The sequence below is a fragment of the Streptococcus xiaochunlingii genome (assembly GCF_006385805.1).
GTDB lineage: Bacteria > Bacillota > Bacilli > Lactobacillales > Streptococcaceae > Streptococcus > Streptococcus xiaochunlingii.
In genome coordinates, this window is record NZ_VFSG01000001.1 from 83,628 (window position 1) to 95,438 (window position 11,811).

At 40.3% G+C, this 11,811-nt stretch carries 18 protein-coding genes; 17 read left to right on the plus strand and 1 reads right to left on the minus strand.

The window, feature by feature from the left end; translation table 11 throughout:
* Nucleotides 1–226: 226 nt before the first annotated feature.
* Nucleotides 227–2,191 (minus strand): peptide ABC transporter substrate-binding protein, encoded by a 1,965-nt coding sequence (locus FJR71_RS00470; RefSeq protein ID WP_140813814.1) that lies wholly within the window; start codon nt 2,189–2,191, stop codon nt 227–229.
* Between the two features lie 235 nt (nt 2,192–2,426).
* Here FJR71_RS00470 and FJR71_RS00475 point away from each other — a divergent pair, with 235 nt between their 5' ends.
* From FJR71_RS00475 to FJR71_RS00555, 17 genes are all read left to right on the plus strand, one after another.
* Nucleotides 2,427–2,753: a PadR family transcriptional regulator gene (locus FJR71_RS00475; RefSeq protein ID WP_120702278.1), complete on the plus strand. Its 327-nt coding sequence runs from the start codon at nt 2,427–2,429 to the stop codon at nt 2,751–2,753.
* Nucleotides 2,750–3,550 (plus strand): hypothetical protein, encoded by an 801-nt coding sequence (locus FJR71_RS00480; protein ID WP_140813815.1) that lies wholly within the window; start codon nt 2,750–2,752, stop codon nt 3,548–3,550. The genes FJR71_RS00475 and FJR71_RS00480 overlap by 4 nt, the downstream gene beginning before the upstream one ends.
* Complete coding sequence (locus tag FJR71_RS00485) at nt 3,547–4,377, plus strand: hypothetical protein (RefSeq protein ID WP_140813816.1); 831 nt, start codon at nt 3,547–3,549, stop codon at nt 4,375–4,377. Before FJR71_RS00480 ends, FJR71_RS00485 begins: the two co-directional genes overlap by 4 nt.
* Before the next feature lie 102 nt (nt 4,378–4,479).
* Nucleotides 4,480–4,716: a DUF2829 domain-containing protein gene (locus FJR71_RS00490; protein WP_000141913.1), complete on the plus strand. Its 237-nt coding sequence runs from the start codon at nt 4,480–4,482 to the stop codon at nt 4,714–4,716.
* Nucleotides 4,709–5,407: a 3-oxoacyl-ACP reductase gene (locus FJR71_RS00495; protein ID WP_140813817.1), complete on the plus strand. Its 699-nt coding sequence runs from the start codon at nt 4,709–4,711 to the stop codon at nt 5,405–5,407. The genes FJR71_RS00490 and FJR71_RS00495 overlap by 8 nt, the downstream gene beginning before the upstream one ends.
* 176 nt (nt 5,408–5,583) lie before the next feature.
* Nucleotides 5,584–6,003, plus strand: coding sequence for an SMI1/KNR4 family protein (locus tag FJR71_RS00500; protein WP_140813818.1), 420 nt, complete (start codon nt 5,584–5,586; stop codon nt 6,001–6,003).
* 18 nt (nt 6,004–6,021) lie between these two features.
* On the plus strand, nt 6,022–6,360 hold the full coding sequence (locus tag FJR71_RS00505; protein WP_140813819.1) for a DUF7716 domain-containing protein: 339 nt from the start codon (nt 6,022–6,024) through the stop codon (nt 6,358–6,360).
* Between the two features lie 45 nt (nt 6,361–6,405).
* Nucleotides 6,406–6,792, plus strand: coding sequence for a hypothetical protein (locus FJR71_RS00510; protein WP_140813820.1), 387 nt, complete (start codon nt 6,406–6,408; stop codon nt 6,790–6,792).
* A gap of 43 nt (nt 6,793–6,835) precedes the next feature.
* Nucleotides 6,836–7,243: a hypothetical protein gene (locus FJR71_RS00515; protein WP_140813821.1), complete on the plus strand. Its 408-nt coding sequence runs from the start codon at nt 6,836–6,838 to the stop codon at nt 7,241–7,243.
* The gene (locus tag FJR71_RS00520; protein WP_140813822.1) at nt 7,240–7,800 is read left to right on the plus strand and encodes an immunity protein; all 561 of its coding nucleotides are present in this window, start codon (nt 7,240–7,242) and stop codon (nt 7,798–7,800) included. The genes FJR71_RS00515 and FJR71_RS00520 overlap by 4 nt, the downstream gene beginning before the upstream one ends.
* A gap of 9 nt (nt 7,801–7,809) precedes the next feature.
* Entirely contained in the window at nt 7,810–8,328 is a 519-nt protein-coding gene (locus FJR71_RS00525; RefSeq protein ID WP_246040080.1) for an Imm26 family immunity protein, read from the plus strand.
* Between the two features lie 12 nt (nt 8,329–8,340).
* On the plus strand, nt 8,341–8,967 hold the full coding sequence (locus FJR71_RS00530) for a hypothetical protein (protein ID WP_140813823.1): 627 nt from the start codon (nt 8,341–8,343) through the stop codon (nt 8,965–8,967).
* 97 nt (nt 8,968–9,064) lie between these two features.
* On the plus strand, nt 9,065–9,454 hold the full coding sequence (locus FJR71_RS00535; RefSeq protein ID WP_140813824.1) for an Imm50 family immunity protein: 390 nt from the start codon (nt 9,065–9,067) through the stop codon (nt 9,452–9,454).
* Between the two features lie 329 nt (nt 9,455–9,783).
* Entirely contained in the window at nt 9,784–10,332 is a 549-nt protein-coding gene (locus FJR71_RS00540; RefSeq protein WP_246040081.1) for a hypothetical protein, read from the plus strand.
* 13 nt (nt 10,333–10,345) lie between these two features.
* The gene (locus FJR71_RS00545; protein WP_140813826.1) at nt 10,346–10,786 is read left to right on the plus strand and encodes a hypothetical protein; all 441 of its coding nucleotides are present in this window, start codon (nt 10,346–10,348) and stop codon (nt 10,784–10,786) included.
* Between the two features lie 98 nt (nt 10,787–10,884).
* Entirely contained in the window at nt 10,885–11,169 is a 285-nt protein-coding gene (locus tag FJR71_RS00550) for a hypothetical protein (RefSeq protein ID WP_061563717.1), read from the plus strand.
* Between the two features lie 54 nt (nt 11,170–11,223).
* A complete protein-coding gene (locus FJR71_RS00555; protein ID WP_140813827.1) occupies nt 11,224–11,787 on the plus strand; it encodes a hypothetical protein in 564 nt (187 codons plus the stop codon).
* The last annotated feature ends 24 nt before the right edge of the window (nt 11,788–11,811 follow it).

Sequence of the window (11,811 nt, forward strand, 5' to 3'; positions counted from 1 at the left end):
GTTCCATGACTTAGTTTTGAACCTAACGTTTCAAAACTCCCGAGTGCTAGAAACAAGAATGTTTCTAGCACTTTTCTCACAGCGGAAAGTTTCAGTGTATGCTTGAATGAGCTAATTGGATGTATTATCTTAATTATTTATGTGTTCCTAATTTGTTCTATATAAAGAAACAATTTGTCTACATTTTAAAACACCGAGGATGTAATCCCCGGTGTTTTTATCGTGATTATTTCACGTGTTTTGCAAGTTCTTCTTGTGCTTTTTTGTTTGATTCTTCTTTTTCTTTTAACCAATTCTTATAAGCTTTTTCGTAGTCGTCAGTTGTGACTGTCTTGTCTTGAACTTTTTGGTATTTGAAGAAGGTTGGTTCACCTTTAATACCAATTGCAGAATTTGCTGCTGAGAATGGTGTTACCTTGGTGATAGATGGAACTCCACCCTTAGAGTAGATTGGAAGAACCATGGCATTTTCTGTCAACCAAGCTTGGGCAGCAGCGTATTTTTCATAACGTGCATTAGTATCCAATTTTTCATCATTGGCAGCATCGAGCAATGCTTGGTATTCGTTCAAACCAATTTTCTCTATGAGCGCTTGGTCTTTCTTAGGATCAAGTCCCATACCAGTCAAGGTTGAACCATCTGTTGGGTTTAAGATATCCAAGTAAGTAGATGGATCTTGGAAGTCAGGTCCCCAACCAGTGATATCCATATCAAAGTCTTTTTGTTCTGGTGATTGGGCAAAGTAAGTAGCGTTATCTGCATCGTCTGTTGACAATTTTTGTACATCGATCACGACATTGTCTTTACCAAGGGCTGATTCAATTGAGTTCTTCATAGAGTCTGCTTGCTGGACAAGAGCATTAGAAGATTGGTCTACAACATAGTCGATATGGATTGGGAATTGAACACCTTGTGATTGCAATTCAGCCTTAGCTTTTTCTAGTTTTGCTTTGGCTTTATCCGCATTATGCAAGCTATCTTGAGCATCTGCGAAGCTAACACCGTTCCACTCATCTCCTGTTGCGGCAAGTTTTTCTTCAACGAGAGTACCGAAGTCTTTCCCGTCCGCTTGCACAAATGTCGGTGGAACTAGAAGGGTACGAAGAGTTTTTGATGCTCCGTCTTTCCCGTTAACTTGAGCGCTGTATGAAGTTCTATCTAAAGCAAAGTTCAAAGCTTGACGGAAGTTTTTGTTTTGAAGAGCTGTCTTCGTGTTGTTCTTTTGCTCATCAGATGTCTTCTTCGTATGGCCGTAATTTTGACGGTTGACGTTGAAGTAAGCGTAGTAAACAGTAGAATCTTGTGGGGAATAAACGATGTTATCCTTGAATTTCTTCTCAATCGTACTGTAGGTTGAGCTAGTTGGGAAGAGACGAGCAGTAGATAGGTTACCATCTGAGAAGTTACGAGCAAGGTAGTCTTGGTCGGATCCATCGAAGTAAGTCAATTTAACCGTATCGATGTGAACATTTTTCTTGTCGTAGTAATCAGGGTTCTTTTCCAACTCGATCTGTGATTTTGAAGTGAAGGACTTCAAAATATAAGCTCCGTTATAGAGGATACCATTTGGTTTCACGATACCGAAATCTTTCCCTGCTGATTCCAAGAATTTTTCGTTGACTGGCATCATGGTCGAAGTGGTCAATTTAGAATTCCAGAAAGATTCTGGTTGGTTCAAAGTATATTGAAGAGTATGATCATCAACAGCTTTGACCCCAACAGTTGAGAAGTCTTTGGTTTTTCCGTTCACATAATCATCCAAGCCTTTGACTGAGTTTTGAACCAAGTAAAGGGCATCGGATTTTTTATCGGCTACATATTTCAGAGATGTCACGAAATCATTTGCAGTGACATCTGCATATTTGTTCCCTTCTGAGTCATACCATTTTGCATCTTTACGAAGTTTGTAAGTATAAGTCAATCCATCCTTAGAAACAGACCAATCTTCTGCTAGAGCAGGGACCAAGTTACCGTATTGGTCGTTTTCGAACAAACCGTCGACCAAGTTGGTTGTAATGTCGCTTGTAGTTGAACGATTTGAAGTCAAATAGTTCAAGGAATCAGGGTCTGTACCATACACGTAGTTGTAGGTTGTTCCCTTTGATGAGTTAGTAGATGATCCACAAGAAGCAAGGAACAGGGCTGAAGCAACCGTGACACCTGCAAGGAAAGCTAGTTTAGATTTTTTCATCACTTATCTCCTTTAATAAAGATTTTGTATTATTATACACCTTTTTTTATAAAAAGCAAATTTTATTTGAAAATAATTGTATATTTAGTCATAATGTTCGTTTTAATCGAGTTTCATGCAGTATTTTTAACTATTATGCTTTACAAACTAGCTAAGGAGGAGTATACTAATAATGAAAGGACTAGTATGTAAAACAAACTAGCTAAAAAGATGCGGTATAGAAAGGGGGAGCAGGATGAAAGAGTCGCAATTGCTCAAGGGTGTCCTGGAAGGTTGTGTTTTAGAAATTATTTCAAAAAAATCTATTTATGGCTATGAATTGATCCAAAGTCTTAAGGAAACCGGCTTCGATAAGATCGTTGCGGGGACCGTTTATCCCTTGCTTCAGAAACTAGAGAAGCAGGGAGTCATCGTAGGAGAGATGAGGCCCTCTCCGGATGGACCTGATCGCAAATATTTCTCTCTAACCAAGGAAGGAAGAGAGCGCCTAGAGGAATTTTGGAACCAGTGGCAGGATTTGGTCATTAAAGTAGAACGCGTGAAAAAGGAGGGGGAAGCATGATCGAAGATTATACAGAAAAAATGTCAGCCGAATTGATGCACCTGAATAAGGACAATCAAACCTATATGAAAAAAATGATAGCTTATATTGGAGTGAAGTCCTATTTTTATGATGATGAGCTACTGGGTGAACAGCTCTACAATATGGTTTGCGATTTAAAAGTTGCTGAGCGAGACGGGATTGGTGCAATGGACTACTACGGAAAGGATCCAAGGGCCATGATGGACCAAGTTCTCTCGGAGTTACCTAGACGCAGGCTAGGTTCTTATGTGGGGTTATTTTTGATTCTTGGAACGATTTTCGTTGGCATGCGGTTTGTAATGGATTTTGCCTGGATGCTGCCACTGGTGATTGCTCCCTTAACATATTTGCTAGATCTACTCATTTTCTTTGTGTACAGTCAATTTATGATGTGGCTTTGGTCCAAGCAGAGCTATGGGGAAATCAAGTGGACTTGGGCTCTTGTTATCAGTGTGATTAGTTTGATCCTGTCTCCTAGGATAGAGCGCGTGTTTTCTGACCATTTGAGTCTGAATCGAAGTATCCTTTTGCCAGATGGTTGGGCGATTGTTCTGGCTTTTTTGGTTCTTCTTGGATTTACGATCATGACCTATAGAAATCAGGGACGGCTCGCTGTTAGCCTACTGGTCATGGGGGTGACTTTCTTTGTAACTGGATGCTGTGTTCGCTTTGTGAATCCAGGAACTGCTAATTTATTACGCTGGCTACTCCCTCTGATAGGACTAGTCTTGTCCTTCATTGTATTTCGTCTCCAAAGAAAGGGTGAAACATCATGACATCAGCTATTTATTATGAAGAAACGCAGTCTTTGGTTCAAACCTTTAGCCAGGAGGACCAAGCTTATTTCCAAGATCTCTGGGATTATTTCAATTTTGCCGGCTTCTTATATGAGGAGAAAGCATTAAGAGAGCAGGTCTATAATCTAGCGCTAGATTTTTCGCAAGCAAGCGGTGATGGATTGACAGCCAAGGACTATTTTGGACAGGATCCAAAGGGAATGGCAGACCAAATCATCGAGAATATGCCCAAAGAATCCACGCGGTCTGTTCTGAAGTATGGGGCGATTGTCTCGGGAATTGTGATTTTTTATCGCCTCTTAAGTGATTTTGCTTCGCAAGCGGTCCTGGTTCTTAAGCCCCTCGTCTATTTAACAGATAGCATTTTAGGACTTTTAGTCGTTGGGTTGCTATTCTATCTCCTTCGTCGTCTCATTTTTGCAGAAGAAAAGTCAAAAAAAGCAATCTATGTGGCATTCGTTCTCGTCCTTGGGATCTATTTCATCAGTGAAATAGTAGGGGTCCGTTTCTTGCCAACTCTAGGTTGGTTGACGGTACCTAGTCCATGGGATACCTTCATCATGACAGGGGCTAGTGCAGGACTTATCCTCTGGCAGTGGAAAGAAGAGTTTGCTCGTGCCTTCATCTTTCCTATTCTGTCCTTCTTAGTAGTGGGATTCTTGCATCGTTGGACTTTGGCCCAAGGGATTCAGAATTCCAGCATGACCATCATTTTGCCGACGGTGATCATCGTTATAGGATTGATGATTTACTATTGGTTCACGATACGCGCTTTGAAAAAGAACAAGACAGAAAATGGTGAGTAGAGTGCAAAGGGGGAGGAAGCTCCTCCTTTTTGCTGTTGAAAAGCAACGAGCAAGCTTGATTTTTGTTATAATGAAAGGGAGTATGAAACAAAGGAGAAGATCATGACATTTGAAGAAATCTTGCCTGGACTAAAGGCAAAAAAGAAATATGTACGTACTGGTTGGGGTGGTGCTGAGAACTATGTCCAACTCTTTGATACCATCGAGCAAAATGGAGTGGCTCTGGAAGTGACCCCTTATTTCCTCATTAACGTTTCTGGTGAGGGCGAAGGTTTCTCTATGTGGAGTCCAACTCCTTGTGATGTCTTAGCGACAGATTGGGTAGAAGTGCATGACTAGACGTGTATTGATCACGGGAGTGAGTTCAGGGATTGGTCTGGCTCAAGCTCGCCTCTTTCTAGAAAAGGGCTACCAGGTCTATGGAGTGGACCAGGGAGTGGATCCCCAGTTGACGGGTGATTTTCACTTCTTGCAGCGGGACTTGACCCTGGATTTGGCGCCGATTTTTGACTGGTGTCCCCAGGTCGATGTCTTGTGCAATACGGCTGGAGTTTTAGATGATTACAAACCGCTCCTTGAGCAAAGCGCCCAGGAGATTCAGGAGATTTTTGAGATCAACTATGTGACTCCGGTAGAGCTGACACGGCATTATCTGACTCAGATGTTGGAGAAGAAGCAAGGGACCATCATCAATATGTGCTCCATTGCTTCTAGCCTAGCGGGAGGCGGTGGTCACGCTTATACCTCCTCCAAGCATGCCCTAGCGGGATTTACCAAGCAGTTGGCCTTGGATTATGCAGAAGCTGGTATTCAAGTCTTTGGCATCGCGCCGGGAGCTGTCAAAACAGGCATGACCGCAGCGGACTTTGAACCAGGAGGCCTAGCAGACTGGGTGGCTAGTGAGACCCCTATTAAACGCTGGATAGAGCCAGAAGAAGTGGCAGAAGTCAGCCTCTTTTTGGCTAGCGGGAAGGCGTCTGCTATGCAAGGGCAAATCCTGACCATTGATGGTGGCTGGAGTTTGAAGTAAGGGCTGAAATAAGCAAAAAAGACAAGGATAAAATGAGTCTAGTAGAACCGCTGGGCTCATTTTCTATTTTAGCTTTATGGAAAGGGAATCTTATGGTATGATAGCCTAAAAGGGACCTGTAATATGGAGGTCAAATAAAAAAAGCCTTTGGGAAGAGAGACTCAAAAGGAGACGGGATGCTAGTATTAACAGACACAGATCCAGCTATTTCAAGCGAAGATTTTTTACAATTTGAGGAGATTCTTGGAAAGAAATTGCCGGAAGTCATGAAGGATTTTTATCTCAAGTACAACGGTGGCCAGCCCCAAGTAAGGGGTATCCACGATGACCGTCATCTCTTTCCTTTCAATTCCTTTGATTCACTGGAGGAGATGAAGAAGTCTTTTACCTGGTTTGACGATGAGGCTGTGCCTGAGGGATTTAGGGCTACAGACCTTCTCCATTTTGCCTATGATCCTGGATCGGGTAACTATGCTCTTACTCTAAGGGCAGAGGATTATGGCAAGGTGTATTTCTATGTTTTAGAAGAAACAGCTGAGATCTACGGTCAGTGGGCTTCTTTTGAGGAATTTTTGAACTCTTTTGTTGAAGAGTGAGATTAAAAAGGAGAAGGGATGCGAAAACACCAAGAACTTTCACTAGAGCAGATAATCGAGCAGGTCATAGCGGACCAATTATCTTCAGATGATTTTTGCCTCTATGGCAAGGAGGATGGAGAACTGGAACTAGCTAGACTCTACTGGGTATCCGATTATCCGGATGTCGTGGAAGACTCTGATGTTTACCCGACGGATGTAGCTGAGCAAGATCTGCAACTAGTCTACTATGGAGAGCAGTTGATTGATGTTCTTGCAGTCGCACTTGAGGAAAAACCAAATGCAAGTCCCCAAGACTTGGTCGAGGCTTTAAATTATTATCAGCAACATGATAGCTTTATGCCATTTGATGATTAGCTAGTCAGATTAGATAAATGGCATCCGAAAGGAAGAAAGATAGTGATGAGAGAATATAAATTTGATATCCATAACGAGATGTATGTAGCAATTCCAGAGGAAAAGGAAAAGGTCTGCCTTGCTTTAAGTGATTCTTTAGAGGTTATCAATGAGGAGTTGACTCCATCTTATAAAGCAAAACTCGATCATCTACTGGATCAATCATCAGTATGGTATCCAAAAGCTTTGGAAAAAATTCAGGAGGAATTTCCAGAACTAGCGCACGCCAGACTCCTATCCATTTTTATCTTGTCTGAACAAAGGGATATAGACCTAATTTTTGGTTTGGAATTTGGACTAAGAGAGGACTCGGAGCATGGTAGAGGACTTAAATTCTCCCTCGATAGTTTTGAAATTTTAGAATATGGTTTAGGGGAAGTCGCTTACAACTAGGTCTAGTCGATAACAAGAGAAGCACTAGAAGATGGAGCAGGAAATGGTTGAGAAAGAATGGCGTTTTTATTCATCAGAGGATGATAGGGAGTGGGTGATTTTATCCGATCGTGATAGGGCTGAAACAAAAGAGGATATCCACTCTGTCAATCAGAAAGAAGCCGTTATGCGGATGTATCGAAGACCGGGTGACTTTGTCTCAGTATCTTTGCTGTCCGCTTCTTATGAAATAGACGATGTAACAGGGAAACTTGGACAAGAACGAGATTTCTATTTAAAAATTGAATGCCTACAAGACGGATGGGCCAGTATTAGTTCTCAAGTCTATAAAAAAGAGGAAGCAGTAACCATAGCAAGCCTCTTTATGGGACTCAGAAAAGATGCGGCTATCAAGCTTTGGAAGTTAAAAAAATTGGGTGAAAAGAACCTAGGAGATCGGATAGAGAAATGACAGTCAATATCAATGAATTAGTGAAGGAGCAAGGTTTTTGTGTGGTATCTACAGAGGAGAAACCATTTTGTCTGGATGAGGTCCGTTTCAACCTTTTGGCATATTTAGAGGATTATCCAAAAATGGGATTTTCTTTTGTCAAAGCAGCTAACGAACTAGTGGAACTCAGGAGAGAGCAAGAGAGTTATAGGCTTTTTGGTCAGAGTTTTTTAGGTGCTTTTGTAATAGGAGAAGAGGAGCAAGTCTTCTTACTTTGCAATCAAGAAGGAAGGGAAGTTTTTCAAGAAGAAAGAGTTTTTGTCAATTCTTCCTTGCAAGCTTTTATTTCTTCTTATTCGCTCTTTCTATCAAGCATCTTTCTTTTGAAATCAAAGTTTTATGAGATTGAGCAAGATGAAGTCGAAGAAATTGCAGCAAACTTGAAGGCTCAAGTACTTGCCTTGGAAAAGTCCCTTGAACAAGAATTGCCCTTCTGGGAGCACATGGCCTATTTGATAGAAGATGATGGAATCGTTCTAAGAGATGATCTCTTTCATATCTTAAATAAAGAGCAGTAGGAATTAATTATGGAGAAAAAATTGCCCCAGATAAAGATTCGAGAGTGGAATGAAAAGCCACGAACAAAACTTCGATTTATTAAAAATGGTGATATTTTTTGCTATCAATTTTCGGAGGAAATGTTTGTATTTGGTCAAATCCTTGGAAAAGTGAATGTTGGTCATGTCATCCAATTTTTCGATATCTTTCAAGCAAGTCCTACTATAACAGTTGAGGAGCTAAGTCGTGCTCAATTTATGGGTAAGCCCATCATTGTAGATTCCTACACCTTGTTTGATCGAAGTCCAGTATGGTCTTGGCAGATAATTGGTCACCAAGCGGATTTTGATCCAAGCCCTTTTAAGGATTTAGCCTTTAAATGGGGAGATCCAAATGGTCCTCACTTTGGGAAGGTCTGGCTAGATGGTAGGCGGGAACCTAAGATTTTTTCTAGGGAAGAAGTTGAGGACCTAGACTGGGAAGCCTGTGTCGGAAGTATAGTTTATAACAGAATATTGGAAGAAGAACTGGACAAGCAAATGAAATAAAGGAATTTTTAGATGGACTATGTAGATGAGTTAACTTCAGGACGTACGCCCTTGATAAAAAAAGCTGCGAAAAAAATTTTAAAGGACAGACTAAAAGGATATGGACCATTCTTGCATCAGGCCTTGGAAGGGGAGATGGAAAAGCCTAAATCATGGGAATCACAAATGTACTTGCTCTACGCCATGGCCGCAACGGATTGCACAGAAGAAGTCCCCTATCTCAAGTCATTACTGCTGAGAGACATCCCAACCCCTGTAACCTATCGCTCTCTAGCAGTAGCGATTGCTTATCTAGAAAATTTAGAAACAGAGAACTTGTCTTTTGTTTATGAGTCCTTGGAATCGAATAACTTATTGCAAGCTGCAGGTGCTTGTGCAGCACTCTATCTGAGAAAGATTGTGCTGAAAGATGACGATTTTAACAAAATTATGTCTCATGTGACTCAGCCTAAATACCTTGAGCATATTGGTCAAGTCACAAATCCATTTTTATTTATTTTGGCTGCATCATATCTTTATCCAGAACAGAATCGTCAGAAAATTGTTGACTTTTCTCGTCAGTTCGATATATCTATCGTCAAGGACTTAATCAATGACGTTACAAAAGGAAAGGACGGCAGAAGAGTTAGTCTATTCTAAAATCTACTTAAAGAGAGAAACTGTCACTTCCTTAAAGAGGGAAACAATGAATCTTAAAAAGAAGACTTATATTCATTTTTAAAAAGGAGTTCATACTGTGAAATGGTTTGAAAAAGTAGTGGGGAAGGAAAAGATTATTCATTTGTTTGATGGTGATTTGGACTTGAATAATGTATTTCTTGATACTGTATTATATTACGATTACAAATTAGATCTTGTCCTTTATGTATATGATTTACCAACTGACTTCCCTGAAAAGTGGCAGAAAAGTGCATTTAATGCCATAAAAATTAATTTAGAGTTTTTTAATTTAGATGAAATCCATTTTTATTCTAAGGGGATTCATAAGGTTAAGGGACAACTGGAACTGCTCTTTTTAGAGAATAAGGTTGAATTCAATTTTATAAACCAAAATGATGTGATGTTATCGGGTTCTTCTGACCTAGTTAGAATTGCTGAGATTGGTCCTGTGAAGATTGATACTTAAAGATGTATTCTTAGCTTATTTGCGGAGATTCTGGATGATCAAACAATCCTCCATTGCTAGGAGGGACACCACGACTATGGGAAAAAGTGAAGGAAGAGCACAAATATTAGACCTTGACCTAAGGCTAGACCTTTCTACAAGAAAAAAACTACGAGACCACGAATATGAAGTTACAGTATTTTGAATTAGATAAGCCCTATGTGGAAAATCAACAGAGGATTGAGAAGCTGATGGACTCAGCTACGCTAACTTACGAGGAAGCTAGAATTAAGGACTATCGACAGAATTGGAAAGACCTTCGAAGAGCGTTCGTATATGAATCCAAATGTATGACCTCTATGGTAGAACGGCTTTTCAAACCAGTTATAACCCAGGATTGTTGGAAAATCATCGTAGAATGTGTAGATACGATTAGCAATCCAGCTATCATGAACCTACTTGGCGTCTATACTGTTCAGGTCTTATTTGATTTTTCTAGCTATGAAAGCTCGAGTCCATTGGAACAGAAAAAGCTGCTCTTAGAGGCCTTGTTAAAAGGGGTAAAGCGCGTGTTTCAGGAGCTCTCTATTCCATACTCCTTGATAGAGGATGTAGTCAATGAAATAGAGAAAAACGATTATGAAAATAGCTGGGAGTGGAAAAGGAAGAAGATCCAATCCACGATCTTTTCCATTCAAGTGGAGCATCAGCTGGATAAGGTGGATTTGTTTTGGAAGATAGAGCAAAAGGATAAGAGAATCCGTCAGTTGATTCAATCCTGCGCTGCTCATGAGATGGATTATGGGGCTAAGCTTGGTAAACTGGAAGCAAAAAGTAACTTCCTGTATCTGCTGGATAAAGAGAATGAGGTTGTGAGCAAAATTTCTGTTTCAGAATGATGGAGCACAAACAATGAGTGACTTAAAAAAGAAATTATCCTTGTTAAAAGTGAAAAGACGAATCAAGAGTTTGAAGGGGATAAAGGATGTCCATTTTCTGACCGATAAACCTAAAGAAATTGCTTGGTATGCTGGGGAGTTGAATCCTATCGATTCTCCGATTCCATGCCTTTATGAGTTTCCTGTTGCCCACACTACTCAAGATTTAAGTAGGTTAATTCAAAGTCTAGTTGGCAATAGCAGGCAGTTTATCCTAGTTTTTGGGGAATTTTCACCGATTTATGTCTTGTTTCAAATGGAGTCTCTGGATGAATTTTTGCCCTCTTATTTTAGTGAATTTTCTACCAGAGACTTGACGCTATTCTTTAAAGACCAGGAAAAAGTATTGGATCTCCATTTAGCGGAGGATAAAGTAGAAGTGAGAGTCTTGGAAAATAAGGCTAAGAACCGGTAAATTCTATAAATTGAAAATGAACATAGAATTAGTCGATGAAAGAGACAGAGAGGAAAGAATGCCATTCTTGGAGAGACAAATGGTAAAGGAAGATTCTAATGTGTGAAAAAGAATATTATTATTATGGCAATAGTGAGTTTATGTCAGGCCTAGGAGTTATTTATACAGAGTTTACTGGTCAGCGTGCGAGTCGACAAATTAACGTTTTGAATGGGCACTCTTATGCTTCCTCTTGCCTACAGGATTATGTTCCAGAAGTAGGGTTTCTACTCTATGATGGTCGAAAAGATGAGTTGGATCTATCAGACTCCATCAAGATTAGTCAAGAGGAATTTGAACGAATTTGGGCTCAGGCTGTCGCTAGCGGTCAGAATGATACGTAATCGTCAGTTGAAAATAGCCAAATATAATCCCAAAAATGTGAGAGGAGTCTAATAATGATGTTCAATTTGTTGAAGGAATTCGTAGAAGTCTATCATAGAAACAAGGGCTTAGGAGAGCTTGTATTTACTAGTGACTGTCTTCATGTCGAAAAGCGAGATTTGTCTGGTCAATTGAAAGAGTTCTACCAACATTTGAGCTTTGAGGAAGAAGCTTATTTTAGAGGAGCTCCCTATGATCTTGCTCTAATTCCTCTCCCTCTATGTGAAGCTGCATCAGAAGGATGGCAGGATACTAGCTGGAAAGAGAGTTATGTGGTTTTTGCTCACATGATGGGGGATGAGCCAATTTTGTGTGATCTAACTAGCGAGCTTAGTCCTGTATTTGGCAAGATTCCTGGGAATTCCAAGCTCTATTGCTTAAGCCCCTCTTTATCTACTTTCTTGTCTACTTATAGTCAGATGAAAAAGCTAGAAATCACCAAGTTTGAGAATGACATCTACATTGATGAGGACTTGTCGGACTATAAAGAAGGTTTTTTAACAGGAATCATGGCTATTATCGAGGAGCAACTTCCTGAAGCCTATCGAAAAGACTTTATTGAATTTATGCTTGGCTAAAGCCAAAGATGAAGAGATGAGAAG